Origin of the sequence: Nitrosopumilus ureiphilus, from assembly GCF_013407185.1 — an archaeon.
GTDB classification, from domain to species: domain Archaea; phylum Thermoproteota; class Nitrososphaeria; order Nitrososphaerales; family Nitrosopumilaceae; genus Nitrosopumilus; species Nitrosopumilus ureiphilus.
In genome coordinates this window covers 1,807,188-1,824,369 of the sequence record NZ_CP026995.1, presented here as the reverse complement: position 1 = coordinate 1,824,369, position 17,182 = coordinate 1,807,188, and the positions used below count along the sequence as shown (strand labels likewise).

Here is a 17,182-nt window from a genome sequence, read left to right as displayed (position 1 = left end):
TTAGACGTAATATTTATTTTTGAATTAAATGTCAATACATGTTATTTTACTTTAAGAATTTAACAAATTTCCCAAGTTTTCTTTAAATATTTCTTTATTCAAAATTATTTTTTTGATATGAATCAAGCACTCATGCGTAAAAAGTTAATTGTGACAACGGATTTAGGCATGGATCTTGATACATATTTTTTTTGAATTTTATGGAATGTGTGCGGGAAAACCCAAAACCCTTTAGGGTTGGGATGAGAGCGAACACACCACAACTCAAAGCAAAACACAATCAAATATTCAAATACAATATGCGTGTAAGAAAACCAATGACGTATGATACCACAGGAACTGTGGGAATCATCAAAATACAAACGCCTGAGTCTGAAAAGACAATCCCCGACCAAATGATGCAAGAGCCACAACCACAAACGTCTGCGAAAGCAACTTTGAGGATCGATGAAGCAGGAAACCACGATGCTTTAGTAAGTGGTAGTTCACAAGAATACTATTGAAATCATTGCAATACCAATTACTCCAAATAACCCTGCAAACACTTTTTCCATTTTTTCAGCTGAGAATTTTCCCTGTAATCTACTTCCAATTTGTCCTCCAATTATTACTCCTGGAACTGTATACAAGACAAGATGCCAAGGAACTGCATCTACTCCTCCTTCAGAAATCAATGAGTATATGTGAGTTCCAGAAGCTGCAGCAACAGTAAGTATAATCACAAAAACAGATGTAGCGGCGGCAACAGATACTGGCATTTTACATTGTTTTACTAGTTGAGGCGTGACTATCTCACCTATCCCAACTGACATTAATCCTGTAATGAATCCGCCAATTCCTGTAAATGCCTTACCTTTTCCAGGATGACATAGATGATATTTGAAAGAATTGGCTTCGTTATCTGTTATGGTTCTTTCATGACCAATATGTTCAAATTTGCCTGCTAGGGTATCTTTTGTAATTTTCTCTTTTTCTTTAGTTGATGGCCTTCTTAACATGATATAAGTTAGAATCAGCATTAAAGCACCATACATGATTTTTAACATGTCAGGGTCTGCATACTGAGAAAGAAAAGAGCCTACAATTGCTGAAGGCACTGCAATGATGATGAGTGACTTTGCAATTTTAAAGTCTATTAAATGTCGTCGTAGATACCCGATTAAACCTGAAGAAAATCCAAATGCTTCAGTAAGTAATGCAACACCAATAGCTGCAACTGGCCCTGCTATTGCAAACTCTGGGCCCAATAATGGAAAAACAATTAAGAAAATAGGCATGAACATAGCAGCTCCCCCAATGCCTCCAAGCATTGCACCAGTAGCTACTAATGTTGAAACAGGTAACATGAACCAGTACATTGTAAAATCCATTTTAACCACTATTTTTTTCTAAGTCCAAATGGATATGAACAATTTTCTTACACAACACGTTTCAAACCGATTTCTAATGTATTGTTAATAATTTTAGAGAAACTGATACTGTTAGAAGAATTTCTAATTTTATCTGCTTGAAGTTTTCTTAATTTCATCATGATTTTATTATCTAATACTATGGTGACCCTACAATTCATAAAATTAAAAGATTAATTTACTATTTATTGAATTTCCCAATTTCATGTCATATTCAATTAAATGAAAATCAAGTAAATTTTCTAAATATATTACTGGACGACGAGATATTTTTTTAAATTATCTTTCTATTCTTGATTCGATTTCTTTTTCATAGATGTTGATTATTGCTAATGCCTTTTGAATCACATTCTCAAGAGTTTCAAATTCTTCATTCATTTCCTCAAAAAAACATTCAAGATCATCATTCTTATGATTCATCAGTAACATACTAATAGTATGATGAAATTACATTTAACTAATTTCCCAATTTTGATCCTAATTTAATTATGATAAACTGAAATTAAAAATAATGTTCGATGATATCTTTGTTTACTGCAAGGATTTCAAAATATTGTTCTAAAATGTTCAAAAAATCGTATTTGATGATGACATCATAATTACATAGAACATTTAGGAAAAGAAAATAAAATATTTGCCAAAGGCATTAACTTTTCAAAAATTTAGATACGATTTCAGAAAACTCCCTTGGTTTTTCTACAAAAGGTACATGACCGCATCCTTTCATCAAAGCAAAATCACAGTTCTTAATCGAAGAAACAAAAATTTTTGCATATCTAAGTGTAATAACTGGATCATCGTCGCCCCAAACCACAAGAGAAGGACACTTAATCTCAGATAGTTTTTTTGAAATGTCTCTATCTCTAAGATTAATGAGAATAGATGTTGCTACCATCTTTGCTTTTGGTTGTTGCATCCTAGTGATGAATTCCTCAACTAATGCCGAATCTACATTATTTTTTGAACCATTCAACATTTGAAAAACCTCCTTAATCCTTTGTTTGTTTGGGGAGAACATAGCCATAGAGTACTTTTTCATAAACGGAGTAAGGCGAGGATTTATTCCTGAAGGAGACACCAAGACCATCTTCTTTATGTTATTACCATGAATGACAGAATATTCTGCAACTATTTGACCTCCAAACGAAGAACCAATAATGTCAAATTGTCCTACTTTGATGGCATCTACAAAATTCTGCAAAAATTGTACAAAAAACTCCATGGTATAATTTACGTTAGGTTTATCGCTGTCTCCAAACCCAATTAGATCAGGTACTATCAAATGAAAATTTTTCTCTAAATAAGGAATCACAGATAACCATCTGTCTGCTGAAGCCCCAAGACCATGAATCAGTATCAATGTGAATCCATCACCTCCTTCAAGATATCTTATTTTCTGATCATTCACCATGACAAATTTTTCAACAGTCATTCCCAAAAATTACTTGAATTGTTTTATGTACTCATTATATTGTGAAAGGTTTTTTGCATATGACTCCATCAAGACATGAACATAATTATCAAAAGATTTTATTGCATCTATTCTAATCTTAGTGTATGCATTAAAAAAATTTGTTGACATGTCTATACCATCCAGATAAGTTTTTTTCAAAATATCAAAATTCCTTTTTAACTCTTTTAGCATTTTCTGATCTAAGTTTAACTTGTCAAAAAATTCTTTTTCTGCCATATAACATGTTCCAAAAAGATCATCATACATGTGAAGATATTCAGTATACCAATCTGAAAAGTTTTGAACAAATGTGGGCACCTGTGATTCTAGTTTCTGAGTTATCTCTGATGTTCCATCTTTCATTACATCGCAAATAGAAATCCTGTTTTCTTCATGTGTGGTGCTCTCATTTTTGTTTTCCATAATACAAAACAGTGTTACTGAGATTTAACTAGTTTTCCAAATTAATTACATGACAGAACTACCAATTTTATAAATGATTTATCGGATACTTTTTTACAAAAGTATTTTTAAATTATATACAATTATGTATAAAATATTATTTTTGTTAACTGAACACTATTGTATTTTCTTTTAAAAAATTATGATTGAATATTAAATGGGAATGGGATTTTCTACCTTTTTGTTAGAATGGATTTTTATTCTGTAGGATAGTTGATCTAGTACATCAGGTTTTGGGTCATCACACTGGCCACACATTGGACGAATAACTTGGGCGTCAAAATCGATTTCACCAACTACCTTGTCACATTGCACACAACGAATTGTTTTTGAATCATAAAGATTCAATCTAGGATTTAACCTCCAGAATATTTTTATCTAGATCTTGTTCATTTCTTCTTACCATCTCGATGATGTTTAGAATCACATTATTCTGATTAGACTCTTTGTCAATTACAGCTAAAATTGTGTTTTTATCAGAAAGTGGAATTGTAATGAATTTTTTATTTCCACGTTGGGTCATGCAATAATCTACATGACCTAAATAATCATCAAAGTCTCTTTGCATTGAATTTCGAAGTGCAATTTTCATAAAGAACATTTCTCTGCTGCTTTGTGGCATATCAATACAATCAATCCCAAGAGAGTCAACCAATCTTCCTCTTGTATTAATTAGACAGATGAATTCTATTTCAGATGACATTATTTCTCTGGAAAGAATTCCTGATTCCTCTGAAACAATAACTGACATTACATCAAATTTGTTTTAATAGTTATAAATCCGTGCAAACAGTTGCAATTACTTCTTTGCAGATGTGGGTATATCTTTTTATGATAAATAATACTATATTTTATTTGGATTTAAAAATTGACTAAACATGAAATTAAATCAAATGAACAGGAAAAAACTGTAGATCTTTTAAAAGAAGACTATGCAAAAAGTATAGATGAGATAGATAATCTCACAAAGAGAGTTTTCGGTATGTGTGGTCAGGTAAGTTCAGAATTTTTGTATGGATCTCTGAACGTTATACAGCATAGTTTAGAATTACAAAATAAAATGTCAAATCAATATGGTTCTCTACTAATTCCACATATCCCTACAGGAATTGTAAAGCAAAATACCACTGCTTGGATCCATTTAATCCAAAATATAGATACTCTATATGTTGAGAGTTTAAAGAATTTGAAAAATAATATGAGGTCAATTAATAGTAATGCCGTTTTATACATTCAAGCATTGCAAAGAGGATGTGATTTTTTTGAAAACACACCAACAATCATTAAAAATGAATCAGAATCTAAAATAACACAAAAACAGTCAGACATTCATGAAATAAATGCTAAAAATCAGTAGTGACTTTTGCAATCACTGTTGTTTTAGTCAATTCAGTTTCTATTTTTTTCCTTGTTAATTCCCAAAATATTTTGTGTGCCAAATCACTGATTAAAATTGAGGCATTTTGGCCTAGATTGTGCATGATAACAAATGATCGTACTCCATTTGAAACACGATCTTCTATTGAAACCCCTACCATTCTACAGTAAACCTCAAGTGTATCTAAACAAGAGAATATGTCAAATTTTTTCTTTGATACTAGTGTCCAGTCGCGTATAATGTTGAAGATAATGTCAACTGCTTCTCCTCTTCGTACTTCATCAAGATGTAATAAAATATGTTGCAAACTTTCTCCTGGCACTCGAAACATTGTAATCCTATCTTCGTATTTATCCCATGATGTATACTGCGTTAAGATCTGATTGATTAATCCATTTGTGGAGATTAGTTTTGTTTTTGCCACTTTTTCAATTTCATGAAGAACATCTTCTGGAATTCGAAATGAAACGGTACGGGTTTTAATTTTTGAATCTTTTTCCATTTGACGCTCTTACACATAAATAATGATTTTTAAAGAATTGCCCAAAATCTGTTCAAAACTTCTATACTACAAAATTATGTAGTTCTTTTATCTACCATTATCCATTTTTTTAATGGTGTTATTGCATGCAAAAGATCTTCCCCTCTTTGTAATAACGAATATTCTGTTCTTGGAGGGATTTCATTAAATTTTTCTTTTTTGATAATTTTCTCCATCTCAAGCTCTTTTAGTACTGAACTTAATGCAGTAGGACTAATACCTTCAAACATGGATGCTATATCTTTGTATCTTAATTGTTTTCTCTTATCAATTATATTTATTATTTCTAATGACCATTTTTTACAAATTATTTTTCTTATTCCATCGGTTCTAAAAAATAGATTCTCCATGTTTTTATCTATTCTTTTTCTTTCATTCATAATTAATTTACGTAAGAATTACGTATAATCAAATTGCCATATTACTTCCAAATGCATTGTTGTTCACTGCAAGACAATTTTTTTTCTATTTCCGAGAATTACGATTCATCGTTTTTTATATCCGTATAGTGTCTAGACTTCATCATATTTAGTTGGATTTATCTAAATTATCAAATTATATTGCAATGCATTGCAATACTTTATCATACATTATGACATGACAATATTATGATTAGACATAATGATGATGTTGTTTGTAGTTTGGTAGGGAATGGATTTTCCAAATTTATTTCTAAATATTTTACAATTGATGAACAAAACCCAGATCCATATGCAATGAAATTATTTATCGAAGTCTTCACTGGAATGAGTGGAAGATACACCAGACTGAAAATCATCAAAATATTGATTGAAGAGCCATCCAACATCAATCAAATATCCCAAAAATTAGGAATGGAGTACAAAGGAATTCAGCACAACATGAAGATTTTACATAAAAATAACTTGGTGGATACTTTTGGAGAGAAGTATGGGAAGATGTATTTTGTATCCGAACTATTAATGAAAAATCTAAATGTATTAGATATTGTTTTGAAAAAAGCAGACAGTAAAATAAACCAAAAGAAAACCTATCTCTAAAGAATCAAAAACACTTTTTTGAATATACTCAAAAGAAGCTTATCCACACTTACAACTTTTGTATTCTGGCTCTTTTTCTAACAAAGATCCGCCTATGGGAACATCAATTTTAGAATTCTCATCATATATTTTTTCTGTGATTAATATGACATTGTATGACCAAATTTTTATCGTAATATTGTTGGTTAGTTTATTCCCATCAAAGGTTCCTATGTTTATCATTTGATCTGTATTTGAATCAATTAGCCATGCATCCATTATTCTATGTTGGGTGTAATCATCAAGTGATGCTAATATCTTTACATCATTAACATTTACAATAATGGTAAAATCCCCAATAATATCTCCCCCATAAGATTTTTCTTGAGTTTTTTCACTCAAGTCCCCTCGCATGTAAAATGTTTGGGGTGTTTTTTCTAATTGACCTGATTGTTTGTAGCCATCTGCCTCTGTTAAATATGCTGCAATGAAAATTACAAAGAGAAGAAGAATTACGGTTATAATTCCAATATGTTTTTCAGTCGATGTACCTTTACTTTTGGTTACTGATGAAACCATACCCTTATTTAGACAACATTTGATTTAATCCAATTCCCACATTATATCCAATTGCAATGTATCACAAAGCAATTGGAATGAATCTGGGAATTTTGATAAATTGTATTTTCTATAATGTTAATTATGAAACAAGAAACAAAATACATTGGATTGGTTGCTATTGTAGCAATATTTGCAATTGCAACCATATCTGGAAGTATTGATGAGGCAGATGCAAAATTAGTCAGGGACAGACATGTTGTATTAGATGAACCAGAACCCGATGTGGACTTGAGTCTAATCCAAGTTACAGAACCTCAAAAAAGTTCTGAGGTTTCAGTTAAATCAACAAAAGGCTATGTTCCAGCAAGCGCAGATTCTGATGCAATAACCTATCGAATTGTTTACAGAATCCAAAATGATGGCACAACTGATGTGAAAAATATACTGATAAGTGTACATTCTGACACGGAGACTGTTGATGCAAAACTTTCAGGTTGGCTAGATATACAACACTCTACCATCACTGTTTTGGTTAAAGCAGTTGATCCTGCCTTAATTGATGCCAAAATTATGGGATATGAAGTGTAAATTTATTCCAAATATCCCAATAATTTTTTTATTTCAACACACAAACAGATGTTATGATACTGAATAAATTCTATTTTGTGAATAAAAATTGGGTGAATTTTTCCATTAAAATAATAATCTAATAAGATGAGCAATTTTAGACATTTGGAATAAATCTGGGAATTTTGTAATGTCAAATTACTAGGATAAAATAGACCTGATATCTTCATCTTTACTTTGAATAATAAAAAAGAAAAAAATCACACTAGTTTCTTGTTTGTGTGAATGTAGAAATCCATGATTGAAGAATATTTCTATTCAAATCAGAAAAAACACTTGCATTATCATTCCATGTTTTGATGTTTTGTTGGATTGCTTTGCCTGCTGCTTGTATTATCTGGCTTTGCACAGATCTTACTTTAATGATTTGTTTGTTGGTGTCTATAATTGCATTTCGTGCTGCTTCTGGAATGTCAAGATTAATTCCTGTCTTTTTTGCAAATTCCTGTTGCAAAGAGATTGCCGAAATGGCCGTATTCTTACAAGTCTTGCACCATTCTTCTTCTATACCTGTTAATGATTGAAAATATTGTGGTACAGTACTTTCTACACTATCAAAGTATTTTTCTACATTTTGTTTGTAGACATTATAGATATCAACTGTTGATTCTGTTTGGATTTGTTTGCTCATAAACCACGAATAAAATTTTTTGATATATAAACTAAGTTTTCTGTTTGCAATGTATTGCACTTTAATATTATTCTAAAATCATAGAATGAAAAAATCACATCATCGGATGTTATTACATATGTTCTTAATAAAATAATTATAATTCTAAAATGATTCATATCAATATACCTATTGGGATTTGAACAGTAATAATCATATTAAGTCAAATATGAAATAATGGCTCTGTAGAAACCATCTAATTTTAACAAACTTGTAGATCCGATTCCATAGGCAGATCTAAAGCTAACCACATCGTTACACGATACCATGAAGTCATCTCGATATGTGAGAATGGCTCGTAGCATGATGAGTATAATCAAAAGGGCAAGAATACCACCATACCTTCACAAACGTTCCAACCATGTGTATACGGTATGGCAGCACCTTGTCTTGCTTGTACTGCGTCAGTACGAGTCTAAGAGTTACCGAAGATTCGTTGATTTTTTACATGAATGTTTTGGTGTACAACAATTCCTTGGATTGTGTAAAATCCCACACTACACCACGCTGCAAAAGGCAGCTGCAAGACTGACACACGGCATGCTGCAGAAAATCCTGGAATCATTTGTGATTCATGCCAGAATACGCAAAATGTTTGCAGGAATCGATTCAACAGGACTCTCGCACGGTCAGTCATCATATTACTACACCAAACGTGCCAGACTGCGAAGGAAGTTTGTCAAAATCTCAGTTTGCTCGGACATGAAACGACAGCTTGTTTGTGTAGTTAAGATACGGCATCGCAGGAGACACGACAGCGTTGATTTTGTCTCGTTACTGCAATGTGCTGCCAAGATAATCCCAGTAGAGACAGTCGTTGCAGACCGCGGCTATGATTCAGAGCAGAACCACGTCATGACAAAAAATCTGGGAATACAATATACCATAATACGTCCCAAACATGAGACGCTACAAATCTACAAGACCAGGGGATTCCACAGAAAGAACATGAAGAGACGTTTTGACTGGGATACGTATCACCAGAGAAGCAAGACAGAGACAATATTTTCTGTGATAAAGAGGATGCTAGGCGAGTACGTGATGTCCAGACACATCATTACGCAGAACAGGGAGGTAATGTATAGAATGATTGCGTATAATTGTTACAGGATTACTAGGGATAGTTTGTTAGTTTGGCATGGTTTCTACACGGCCAATCAACAATCCTATATCAAAATATTCGTATGCTAATATCTTTTGGACAGTATAGACGTAAATTTTAGTTATAATTTTCTAAAGTTTGATTTATTTCTCTATTGGTGAATCTAAACGATATCGTATTTTCTTTGACTAATTTTGTTTCTTTATTACAAATTTTTTTAGGATATTTTCATCACGAGTTATTGTATTCTTTTAGCAATTACTGTAAATATTATTTTAGTATTTAACTTGATTCCCAAATTACTTTACACCTTTCATTTGACACTTTTTTTTGATCTGGAAAAACTCTTTTTAATGAAAATTCAATCTTATAATCAATGAATAAGAGTCTAAGATACATAGCAATACTGGCTCTGATACCTTTGTTTACAGCAGGAATGGCTTCAAATTATTTTACTGAAGCTGATGCAGCTAAAAGTCAAGGTAGTAATGCTCCTGGACGAATAGGTACTAACTCATATGGTTCTGCCAATAATGGTGTTGTTTGTGGTGACGTTCTCTGTAAAGACTATCCTGGCGGTAAGGCAGGATGGGAAGCAGATCAAGGAAAAGTTACAGCCAAAGTTCCTCAACCCACTCAAAAAACAACTACAAAAGCAGAAACAACTACTGAAACAACAGATGTAACAGAAAAAGATCTAGGTTCTGTTCTTAGATTGTCAAGAGCAAATATTCCAACCGAAATTCCAATGCATAAGGGATTCTACAACGGTGGTGAAGTATACTATATCATTACTGATTCTAGTGATGCCACACATGCAGACACAATTTCAAAGAACCAAGGTTGGAAAGTAGAACTTGCTCCTATTTTGGCAAAAGCACCAAAAGCTGCACTATCAAAAACATACATGTTTGTAAATGGTGTTAGTGGTGACGGTGTTCATGGATTCCAAGGCGAAGTTTTCACCAGTACTCCTGCACAAGCAGATGTGTACAGTGCACTAACTTCACACGTACATGTTACATGGAATGATGGAGCACAGCCAAGAGTACTTGATTCTGAAGCAAAGATTCAATCTGCATCTGAAAGCGGTGACGTCACACTTACCGAAATCTCTGTAGTTTTGAACATGCCTCAGATAGTTTGGCCTGATGGTCAGATGACAGTCAAAGAAGACAAGACACTGACTGATGAAACACCGTACGGTGGTGGACAAGTCCTTGATATTGACAAAAAGAAAAAGACTGTAACGTTTATAGCTCATCGTGGATGGGGTCCTGATGGTAGGACCATCTATTACATTGTAACAGATGCAACGCCAAGTGGTCCTGCAAATATGATGGGAGTTACAAGTGCACCAACGTCAGCTAGTTTGATTGCCAATGCAGCAGCTGTGGATTTGTATCAGTTCAAAAATGGTCTGAAAGGTTCTGGTCCTCTGGGATTCCAAGCAGGAATTGCAGCAGGAGCTCCAGGTGATGCAAACTATTCACCTATGTGGCGAATCTTCATGATAGGATGGAATGATCCTTCTAGTGCACAATTGCTAGAAACCATTGATGACATGAATGCATACAAGAAAGCTGGCTTGATTGACATCGGTATTGCTAGACCAATGGATAGTGACCATATTGTTAACTGTCCATTTATTGATCCATTCCAATAGGATCACAAATTCTTTTTTTCTATCTTCGTGTATGTATTACTTTTTGTATCACAACACATACACGAATGAACAATTGTCTAGATAGATTCGTACCAATCTAGTATACTAAATGTAATTTAATAGCATTTAACCAAATATCCAAAACTAGGTAATTTCGTTTGATAATATTTTTACAAATTTTTTAGATATTGGAAATTTTTAAAATTAAGAAATTTGGTTACAACTGCCACAACCATTTTTCCTAGTAGCAAACCAGATTAATCCTGTTGGCATAACAACATAAAGTAAAGTGTCATTTGAAATTCCTAATAACGAAACACTTCCTGTAATGTATCCTGATATTACCACTGCTAACATTACAAGAACTGCAATTCCTGAAATTTTGTTGATTCTATCTTTGTTGTTCATTACTATTTTCACCAACTATTGATATTTGTTAAAACCTCGATCAATTTTTAAATCCACATGAATCACAATCAAATCTCTTTTTAGGTTTATGGGCTTTTTCAATATGACGTAAAGTTCTTTCAGGATCTGAAAATTCCATATCGCATTTTGGACAAATATTTCCTATAATGACTTCTTTTTTACGTGAAAACCAGCCCATTCTTTTTGTAAATCCTGAAATGATAAAACAATTTATCCAATTTGGAAAATAAATTCTTGGTTACAAAACTATTGTTGAGATAATTTTTGAAGATTTCTATTGTTTTGTCTTACAATGTATTTAATTTCAATTTGGGAATTTAGTTAAACGCATTATTGTCTATATTATGGTGTGAGTAAAACTGATGTCCCTCAAAAAGACACTTCTAAGGAAAAAATCTCTATCTGTGATATAATGAAAAATAATTCTTCTCAAATTATTCAAAAATTAGAGTCACAAATACCCTCAAGAGTTCAACAATATTCTGATCTTTATTCCACTTACCTTTACACTTTGGATGATGCAATTGGTTCATGTTGTGTGTCTGAAAAGGAATTTTTTGATAAACTAAACATTGACCAAAATATTTTGAAAACATTTCAAAAACTAGCACAAACACCAACACAATCATATCTAGATCAAATTGACATGTATGCAAAATATGGGCAAGAAATTACTCAAATACAGATATCTGGATTGAAAACATATGATAATTTTTTACACATAATGATGGAATCCTATGCAACAGCATTATCTCAATTCAGTAATTTTACAAGTTCTCAGAAAAATCAAGTAAAAAATTAGGACAATATTTTCTGACTAATCTTTGGTTTTTATTACCATTTTTCAAATTTTTACCATTGACAGGTAATGAGTCCTCTAAACTTTCAATTCGTGATATTGCCTTAAAAGGAACCATCATTGCCTTGATTGTTACTATTCCATCACTTTCTACTTTTGTTCTAGTGTGGATAATTCTTGATGATTTATTTTTAGGAGTGATATTGGGTGCTTTTGTTCATTTTATTGCTATGGGGTTCTCTTTAAAAATTTCTAAGAAATTATCAGTCAAAAAATAGATCATTTATTTCATTGTGACTTATTTTCAAAATAATGGATTTCTCAAAAATTGAAAATGATTTGATCTCTGAAATTAAATTACAACCTGTTCAAGCCAAAGTGTATTTACTAATTACATGTCATGGAAAAATGTCTGCAGCAAAAATTGCTGAAAAATTAGACATATCTCAAGGAGATGCTCAAAAAGCATCTAAGGATTTAATGATTCTGGGAGCTTTTATTGATATTACTGAAAGTGAATTTGAGGCAATGCATCCTAGATTTACTGCAGTTAATATGTATAGAAGAATGTGTGAGCGAGAAAATATTGCCTTTGGACGAAATAAAATTGTTGATAATATAGGGGTAATTTTAGAAAAGCCTTACGATGATGCAAGAACTAAATAATACTAATGATGGATGACCAACATTGAGTATTGCCACTGAAACCTGTAAACATCAGCCAGTTTACTTTGGAGTAGTAAACATCAACGTGGATGAGAGAACTATTGGTTCTGTTGATGTTTGGAGATGTGGTGTTTGTAAGAAAAGATTTTGTGAAGAAAAACAATTGGGCATTGAAGAAATAGCTGATCTGGTAGGAATGCCAAAAATCGATCCTGATGCAAAATGGGCAGTAACAATATGCAAATTACAACAAGGAAAATACAAATGGAAATTAGTGAGACTAAAAGAAAATGGAGAAATAAAGCATGAATGCTTAGATGAGCAAATTATTCCACTCAAAATAAATAATTTCAAAATTGAAGATGACAAGCATTGGAGCTTTTTAATTGATGATAATATTAACAAGGCAGTAGAAATTTAATTTCTAAAATGGATCTTAAAGTTCACATTAACAATGTTCATGGAAGCCAGATGGCTGCAAAAATTACCGGAAATTTTACTCTGGATGGTAATGAATTTCGTTTTACTGCAATTGCATTTGGTAGAATAGGTGGGCAAAATATTGGTGCAAAAATTTCAAAAAATACTGAGAAAGAATTAGAAAAATTAGGATATGATGTTGAAGACGTAATTCTTTTGCTTCAGAAGAATTTACTTCAAGGAGATCTGACACTCCCAGAGGGTCTCAAAAAAGAGTCATTTGTTGATGACTAAATAAACTTTGTAGTAATTTTATGTAGATACTTTAAAATTCAATTGTGATTTTATTTTCCACTGAACCAATTCCGTATGGTCTTCAAGCTTTGAGATTCTACTTTTTGAACAGTATCAAAAGGAAATTTCTCTTAATTAGATTTTAAATTTATCTAATAATCAGAGACACGCTTAAGTCTATCTGCTCTATAAATCATTATTGGCTACGGGTAAAATAATGGATAAAAAAATTACATCATTATTCTTCGTTTTCATTTTGCTGTCTTTGATCACATTATCTCCTCCAGTTGAAATTTTTGCCCAGTCTCCAAAAATTCCATACAAACAATTAGGTTGGTCAAATTTTCAGGGAACACCTGGTGTGTGGCCTGAAAACTATAAAGGAGAAAAAAGTGATTTTTCAGCTTTTACATGGACAAATTTATCTGGAAACTGGAAATTTAAGAAAATAGACTCTGGTAGTTGTAGGTATGAAATTACCCAAGTTGACGGCACTGCATCATTTTATCCTACTGATTCTTGGGTGAAAGAAGATGCAAAAAATAGTAAGAATAATCAGTATCTGTTAAATCACGAACAAAGACATTTGGATATAACAGAAATTCAAGCAAGAGGATTTGAACACGACTTGCTAGGTAAAACATTTTCATGTCCAGATGGGGTTTTTGACAGTGAAAAAATAAATAAAATTACAGTTCAAATTTTTCAAACATATGTAGATGGTATGACAGACATGAATGCACTTTATGATGATGAGACAGGACACAGCACGAATAAAAATAAACAAGAAGATTGGAATTTAAAAATTGATTGCATGTTGCAAAACAACGGTCCAACAAATTACTGTTTAAGCCTCACCTCCGATGAGGAACAAGAAATACAAGTGCCACAACCAATAGAGCCGATACCACCTAAGGCTGAACCAATACCTGCTCCATCTGAAAAAATAACTGGTAATCTTGTTCTAAATGATAATTCATTTACAGTTTCAAGGACACATACCTCACAAGTTACCGTTTCAGGAGAAGTTGAATCTTATGAAAGAGGCACTCCTTTTGTTTTGACAATAACATATCCTGATGGAACACAAAAAACTCAAGGAACAGTGGTAACACGAAATGGTGATTTTCAATCTATTCTTCTTACGCTTGATCATAATTCACAACAAGGAACCTATTCTGTAAAAGGTTATTATGGAAATGAACGATTCAACTCTGTCTCATTTACTGTGACCACTAAACCCCCTCTATCTCAGAGTACCGTACAATTACCAAAATCTCTACAGTCTTTTCAGACTTTTACAAGTGATGAATATGAGTTTTCAATTGACTATCCAAATAATTGGTTTGTAAATGATCAAATTTATCACGATGAAAATTGGGTGGGAATAGTTTCGTTTTCTCCAACCCTGGAGGGGGATGCATTTTTTGGCGTTTCAATAATAGATGATACGTATAGAATTACTGGTCTTTCGGGTAATCAATATCTAAATGATCTAATACAAGAAGAAAAACAATCATGTGCATCGCTTTCAATCCAAGAAGATGGATTATCATGCAGCGATTTTGAGTTAATCCAGTCAGATATTTTAACAGAAGATGGACTTTCTGCATATGCTATTGCCTTTTACTATTCTACTTTAGATTCTGTGGGGGTTATGGAAGATCGCATTTATCTTGAAACTGAAATTCCAATTAATAATCAGGCTTGGCAATTTGTTTATGATTCATCATTAGAGGAGTGGGATCTTTACAGTGAACTATATGCAGAAATGATTGGTTCTATGAATATTTTTGAATTAGAACAAGAATCAACTTTGCCCACAGATACATTTACTACGTATGAAAGCAATTACGGTTTTTCGATAAATTATCCATCTGATTGGTACGTTGATGATGAAGTTATACAAGACGAAAATTATTTCACCTATGTTTGGTTTACTCCTGAATTTAATAACTATGATACTCAGATTTCGGTATCAAAATACGAAAATGACTTGGATTATAGAGGATTAAACACTAAGCAATACATTGACAAGCTTGACGATGATTATCAAAGTAAATGTAACGAGGCAACTTTAGATACTGATGGATATACTTGTAAAAATTTTTCTTTACTTGACAAGGGCAGTACTATCACAAACAAAGGTCAAACAATGTACTATATTGTTTATTTTCAAGATGAGACATATTCAGACGGTTCTACTTTTAATGCAGCTTCTGCAAGATATGAAATTCTAGATAATGCCGATACTTGGGAGATTGGTTTGTTTACCGCTAAAGATGATTTGTTAAACATGCCTCAAGAAATTCTAGAAAACGCAATCACTTCATTTTCAGTAACAAAAAAACCCTCTACAATGTCTCAGCCTAAATCAGATAAAGGTGGTTGTCTCATTGCCACTGCAACTTATGGCTCAGAACTAGCACCACAGGTTCAACAACTACGAGAGTTAAGAGATAATTCATTATTACAAACGGAATCAGGAATTTCATTCATGGAAACATTCAATGATTTCTATTATTCATTTTCACCAATAATTGCTGATTATGAACGTGAAAATCCATTATTCAAAGAAATGGTCAAGATTACAATTACTCCAATGATTTCTAGTTTGTCTATTTTGAATTATGTGGATATGGATTCAGAGATTGAAGTTTTAGGTTATGGAATTAGTTTGATATTACTTAATGTTGGAATGTATTTTGTCACACCTGCTATTGTAATTGTCATGTTTAGAAAGTTCTTTTTTAACAAATTATCCACAGATGAACATGGATGACATAAATGAACAAAAAATTGATGTATTAGTTGATGAAGGTTATGCAGCCGAACAACAAGGAGATTATGCCAAAGCTTTAGAATGCTATGAAAAAGCCTTAGAGATAAAACCAAACGATATCTATGTTATGAATATGGTTGGATATGCATTAACTGGAATTGGAAAATACCCTGAGGCAGTAGATGCTTTTGATAGGGTATTGAGAATTGATCCAAAAAATATTCATGCACTTACATCTCAAACAGAGGCTCTTGTAATGTTTCGAGATTTTCATACTGCACTTTACCAAATTGATAAAGCCCAAAAAATAGAACCTAATAATATTGACGTGTTATTCTTGAAAGGAATGACATTAGCCGGTTTAAAAAAAGACAAAGAAGCTATACACTTCTATGATAAGGTTATCAAAAAATCTCCAAATCATTATGGTGCAATGTTTAGAAAAGGAGTTTCTCTTTATCGTTTAGAAAAGTATGGTGAATCTACAAAGTATTTTGATATGGTGCTAAATCATAATCCTGAATTTATTGAGGCTCTCATGTTCAAAGGATTGGCATTACGTAATAGGGGAATGTTTAAGGGTGCTCTGAATTGCTTGAGACAAACTCTTGAACTTAATCCAGATACTCCAAATATTCAAGAAGCCATAAAATCATGCGAAGAAAGAATGAATTTTCAATAACATCATCTACTTTCCATTTTGCAACTCTTTTTTCATCTTTTCATATTCGTTTCTAGAAATGTCTCCCTTAACAAGTTGCATTTTTAGAACATCAAGTGGATTATTTTCATCTACCAGAAACCCCCAATCCTTTGAGCCACAATTTGTACAAACTAATTCTTCCATCATGACCAGTTTTGGACTATCACATTTGTTACATTTTAACCGTAAATATGAGTCTGACATAATTCTACTTTGTTTTTG

25 protein-coding genes are annotated in these 17,182 nt (G+C 32.4%); 13 read left to right on the top strand and 12 right to left on the bottom strand.

Annotation, left to right across the window (positions count from 1 at the left end; all coding sequences use genetic code 11):
- Window positions 1–242: 242 nt before the first annotated feature.
- Window positions 243–503 (top strand): hypothetical protein, encoded by a 261-nt coding sequence (locus C5F50_RS10850; protein ID WP_179371345.1) that lies wholly within the window; start codon window positions 243–245, stop codon window positions 501–503.
- Here the strand turns inward: C5F50_RS10850 and C5F50_RS10845 are convergent.
- From C5F50_RS10845 to C5F50_RS10825, 5 genes are all read right to left on the bottom strand, one after another.
- On the bottom strand, window positions 486–1,346 hold the full coding sequence (locus tag C5F50_RS10845) for a sulfite exporter TauE/SafE family protein (RefSeq protein ID WP_179371344.1): 861 nt from the start codon (window positions 1,344–1,346) through the stop codon (window positions 486–488). The two genes, C5F50_RS10850 and C5F50_RS10845, sit on opposite strands and share 18 nt — an antisense overlap.
- A 342-nt stretch (window positions 1,347–1,688) precedes the next feature.
- Window positions 1,689–1,829, bottom strand: a complete 141-nt coding sequence (locus C5F50_RS10840; protein WP_179371343.1) for a hypothetical protein — start codon at window positions 1,827–1,829, stop codon at window positions 1,689–1,691.
- 226 nt (window positions 1,830–2,055) lie between these two features.
- Complete coding sequence (locus tag C5F50_RS10835; RefSeq protein WP_179371342.1) at window positions 2,056–2,820, bottom strand: alpha/beta fold hydrolase; 765 nt, start codon at window positions 2,818–2,820, stop codon at window positions 2,056–2,058.
- Between the two features lie 30 nt (window positions 2,821–2,850).
- The gene (locus tag C5F50_RS10830; protein ID WP_179371341.1) at window positions 2,851–3,285 is read right to left on the bottom strand and encodes a hypothetical protein; all 435 of its coding nucleotides are present in this window, start codon (window positions 3,283–3,285) and stop codon (window positions 2,851–2,853) included.
- A gap of 388 nt (window positions 3,286–3,673) precedes the next feature.
- Window positions 3,674–4,075 carry a hypothetical protein gene (locus C5F50_RS10825; protein ID WP_179371340.1) on the bottom strand — a complete coding sequence of 134 codons (402 nt, stop codon included), beginning with the start codon at window positions 4,073–4,075 and terminating at the stop codon, window positions 3,674–3,676.
- Between the two features lie 117 nt (window positions 4,076–4,192).
- Here C5F50_RS10825 and C5F50_RS10820 point away from each other — a divergent pair, with 117 nt between their 5' ends.
- Complete coding sequence (locus C5F50_RS10820; protein ID WP_179371339.1) at window positions 4,193–4,681, top strand: hypothetical protein; 489 nt, start codon at window positions 4,193–4,195, stop codon at window positions 4,679–4,681.
- Here the strand turns inward: C5F50_RS10820 and C5F50_RS10815 are convergent.
- Both C5F50_RS10815 and C5F50_RS10810 read right to left on the bottom strand, forming a co-directional pair.
- Window positions 4,668–5,204 carry a hypothetical protein gene (locus C5F50_RS10815; protein WP_179371338.1) on the bottom strand — a complete coding sequence of 179 codons (537 nt, stop codon included), beginning with the start codon at window positions 5,202–5,204 and terminating at the stop codon, window positions 4,668–4,670. The genes C5F50_RS10820 and C5F50_RS10815 overlap by 14 nt on opposite strands.
- A gap of 74 nt (window positions 5,205–5,278) precedes the next feature.
- Entirely contained in the window at window positions 5,279–5,623 is a 345-nt protein-coding gene (locus C5F50_RS10810; protein ID WP_179371337.1) for a winged helix-turn-helix transcriptional regulator, read from the bottom strand.
- A gap of 228 nt (window positions 5,624–5,851) precedes the next feature.
- Between C5F50_RS10810 and C5F50_RS10805 the strand changes: the two genes are divergently transcribed.
- On the top strand, window positions 5,852–6,262 hold the full coding sequence (locus C5F50_RS10805; protein ID WP_179371336.1) for an ArsR/SmtB family transcription factor: 411 nt from the start codon (window positions 5,852–5,854) through the stop codon (window positions 6,260–6,262).
- A 39-nt stretch (window positions 6,263–6,301) separates the two neighbouring features.
- Here the strand turns inward: C5F50_RS10805 and C5F50_RS10800 are convergent, their stop codons facing one another.
- A complete protein-coding gene (locus C5F50_RS10800) occupies window positions 6,302–6,820 on the bottom strand; it encodes a hypothetical protein (protein WP_179371335.1) in 519 nt (172 codons plus the stop codon).
- Between the two features lie 123 nt (window positions 6,821–6,943).
- On the opposite strand from C5F50_RS10800, the gene C5F50_RS10795 reads away from it, so the two are divergent.
- A complete protein-coding gene (locus C5F50_RS10795) occupies window positions 6,944–7,390 on the top strand; it encodes a hypothetical protein (protein WP_179371334.1) in 447 nt (148 codons plus the stop codon).
- Between the two features lie 244 nt (window positions 7,391–7,634).
- On the opposite strand, the gene C5F50_RS10790 is transcribed toward C5F50_RS10795, so the two are convergent.
- On the bottom strand, window positions 7,635–8,060 hold the full coding sequence (locus tag C5F50_RS10790; RefSeq protein WP_179371333.1) for a hypothetical protein: 426 nt from the start codon (window positions 8,058–8,060) through the stop codon (window positions 7,635–7,637).
- A 306-nt stretch (window positions 8,061–8,366) separates the two neighbouring features.
- On the opposite strand from C5F50_RS10790, the gene C5F50_RS13420 reads away from it, so the two are divergent.
- Both C5F50_RS13420 and C5F50_RS10780 read left to right on the top strand, forming a co-directional pair.
- Window positions 8,367–9,290, top strand: a complete 924-nt coding sequence (locus C5F50_RS13420) for an IS5 family transposase (protein ID WP_425340043.1) — start codon at window positions 8,367–8,369, stop codon at window positions 9,288–9,290.
- A 287-nt stretch (window positions 9,291–9,577) separates the two neighbouring features.
- Window positions 9,578–10,867 (top strand): DUF7482 domain-containing protein, encoded by a 1,290-nt coding sequence (locus C5F50_RS10780; RefSeq protein WP_179371331.1) that lies wholly within the window; start codon window positions 9,578–9,580, stop codon window positions 10,865–10,867.
- A gap of 204 nt (window positions 10,868–11,071) precedes the next feature.
- Here C5F50_RS10780 and C5F50_RS10775 read toward each other — a convergent pair whose 3' ends face one another.
- Together C5F50_RS10775 and C5F50_RS10770 are read right to left on the bottom strand one after the other, a co-directional pair.
- Window positions 11,072–11,275, bottom strand: a complete 204-nt coding sequence (locus C5F50_RS10775) for a hypothetical protein (RefSeq protein WP_179371330.1) — start codon at window positions 11,273–11,275, stop codon at window positions 11,072–11,074.
- Window positions 11,276–11,315: 40 nt separating this feature from the next.
- A complete protein-coding gene (locus C5F50_RS10770; protein WP_179371329.1) occupies window positions 11,316–11,474 on the bottom strand; it encodes a hypothetical protein in 159 nt (52 codons plus the stop codon).
- 171 nt (window positions 11,475–11,645) lie between these two features.
- On the opposite strand from C5F50_RS10770, the gene C5F50_RS10765 reads away from it, so the two are divergent.
- The 7 genes from C5F50_RS10765 to C5F50_RS10735 all read left to right on the top strand — a co-directional run bounded on the left by C5F50_RS10765 (window position 11,646) and on the right by C5F50_RS10735 (window position 16,939).
- A complete protein-coding gene (locus C5F50_RS10765; RefSeq protein WP_246282049.1) occupies window positions 11,646–12,098 on the top strand; it encodes a hypothetical protein in 453 nt (150 codons plus the stop codon).
- Between the two features lie 56 nt (window positions 12,099–12,154).
- A complete protein-coding gene (locus C5F50_RS10760) occupies window positions 12,155–12,373 on the top strand; it encodes a hypothetical protein (protein WP_179371328.1) in 219 nt (72 codons plus the stop codon).
- Window positions 12,374–12,407: 34 nt separating this feature from the next.
- A complete protein-coding gene (locus tag C5F50_RS10755; protein ID WP_179371327.1) occupies window positions 12,408–12,761 on the top strand; it encodes a helix-turn-helix domain-containing protein in 354 nt (117 codons plus the stop codon).
- 22 nt (window positions 12,762–12,783) lie between these two features.
- Entirely contained in the window at window positions 12,784–13,182 is a 399-nt protein-coding gene (locus C5F50_RS10750; RefSeq protein ID WP_179371326.1) for a hypothetical protein, read from the top strand.
- An 8-nt stretch (window positions 13,183–13,190) separates the two neighbouring features.
- Entirely contained in the window at window positions 13,191–13,475 is a 285-nt protein-coding gene (locus tag C5F50_RS10745) for a hypothetical protein (RefSeq protein WP_179371325.1), read from the top strand.
- A gap of 217 nt (window positions 13,476–13,692) precedes the next feature.
- Window positions 13,693–16,257, top strand: a complete 2,565-nt coding sequence (locus tag C5F50_RS13115) for a CFI-box-CTERM domain-containing protein (RefSeq protein ID WP_246282048.1) — start codon at window positions 13,693–13,695, stop codon at window positions 16,255–16,257.
- A complete protein-coding gene (locus tag C5F50_RS10735) occupies window positions 16,250–16,939 on the top strand; it encodes a tetratricopeptide repeat protein (RefSeq protein WP_179371324.1) in 690 nt (229 codons plus the stop codon). The genes C5F50_RS13115 and C5F50_RS10735 overlap by 8 nt, the downstream gene beginning before the upstream one ends.
- Before the next feature lie 6 nt (window positions 16,940–16,945).
- Here the strand turns inward: C5F50_RS10735 and C5F50_RS10730 are convergent, their stop codons facing one another.
- Window positions 16,946–17,164 (bottom strand): SHOCT domain-containing protein, encoded by a 219-nt coding sequence (locus C5F50_RS10730; RefSeq protein WP_179371323.1) that lies wholly within the window; start codon window positions 17,162–17,164, stop codon window positions 16,946–16,948.
- Between the last annotated feature and the right edge of the window lie 18 nt (window positions 17,165–17,182).

Coding starts and splice junctions, on each gene's coding strand:
- C5F50_RS10810 (WP_179371337.1), bottom strand. CDS start 5,623: ATGAATGAAAGAAAAAGAATAGATAAAAACATGGAGAATCTATTTTTT.
- C5F50_RS10730 (WP_179371323.1), bottom strand. CDS start 17,164: ATGTCAGACTCATATTTACGGTTAAAATGTAACAAATGTGATAGTCCA.
- C5F50_RS10795 (WP_179371334.1), top strand. CDS start 6,944: ATGAAACAAGAAACAAAATACATTGGATTGGTTGCTATTGTAGCAATA.
- C5F50_RS10830 (WP_179371341.1), bottom strand. CDS start 3,285: ATGGAAAACAAAAATGAGAGCACCACACATGAAGAAAACAGGATTTCT.
- C5F50_RS10780 (WP_179371331.1), top strand. CDS start 9,578: ATGAATAAGAGTCTAAGATACATAGCAATACTGGCTCTGATACCTTTG.
- C5F50_RS10815 (WP_179371338.1), bottom strand. CDS start 5,204: ATGGAAAAAGATTCAAAAATTAAAACCCGTACCGTTTCATTTCGAATT.
- C5F50_RS10840 (WP_179371343.1), bottom strand. CDS start 1,829: ATGAATCATAAGAATGATGATCTTGAATGTTTTTTTGAGGAAATGAAT.
- C5F50_RS10835 (WP_179371342.1), bottom strand. CDS start 2,820: ATGGTGAATGATCAGAAAATAAGATATCTTGAAGGAGGTGATGGATTC.
- C5F50_RS13115 (WP_246282048.1), top strand. CDS start 13,693: ATGGATAAAAAAATTACATCATTATTCTTCGTTTTCATTTTGCTGTCT.
- C5F50_RS10770 (WP_179371329.1), bottom strand. CDS start 11,474: ATGGGCTGGTTTTCACGTAAAAAAGAAGTCATTATAGGAAATATTTGT.
- C5F50_RS13420 (WP_425340043.1), top strand. CDS start 8,367: ATGAAGTCATCTCGATATGTGAGAATGGCTCGTAGCATGATGAGTATA.
- C5F50_RS10745 (WP_179371325.1), top strand. CDS start 13,191: ATGGATCTTAAAGTTCACATTAACAATGTTCATGGAAGCCAGATGGCT.
- C5F50_RS10735 (WP_179371324.1), top strand. CDS start 16,250: ATGGATGACATAAATGAACAAAAAATTGATGTATTAGTTGATGAAGGT.
- C5F50_RS10805 (WP_179371336.1), top strand. CDS start 5,852: ATGATTAGACATAATGATGATGTTGTTTGTAGTTTGGTAGGGAATGGA.
- C5F50_RS10825 (WP_179371340.1), bottom strand. CDS start 4,075: ATGTCAGTTATTGTTTCAGAGGAATCAGGAATTCTTTCCAGAGAAATA.
- C5F50_RS10790 (WP_179371333.1), bottom strand. CDS start 8,060: ATGAGCAAACAAATCCAAACAGAATCAACAGTTGATATCTATAATGTC.
- C5F50_RS10775 (WP_179371330.1), bottom strand. CDS start 11,275: ATGAACAACAAAGATAGAATCAACAAAATTTCAGGAATTGCAGTTCTT.
- C5F50_RS10845 (WP_179371344.1), bottom strand. CDS start 1,346: ATGTTACCTGTTTCAACATTAGTAGCTACTGGTGCAATGCTTGGAGGC.
- C5F50_RS10850 (WP_179371345.1), top strand. CDS start 243: ATGAGAGCGAACACACCACAACTCAAAGCAAAACACAATCAAATATTC.
- C5F50_RS10755 (WP_179371327.1), top strand. CDS start 12,408: ATGGATTTCTCAAAAATTGAAAATGATTTGATCTCTGAAATTAAATTA.
- C5F50_RS10800 (WP_179371335.1), bottom strand. CDS start 6,820: ATGGTTTCATCAGTAACCAAAAGTAAAGGTACATCGACTGAAAAACAT.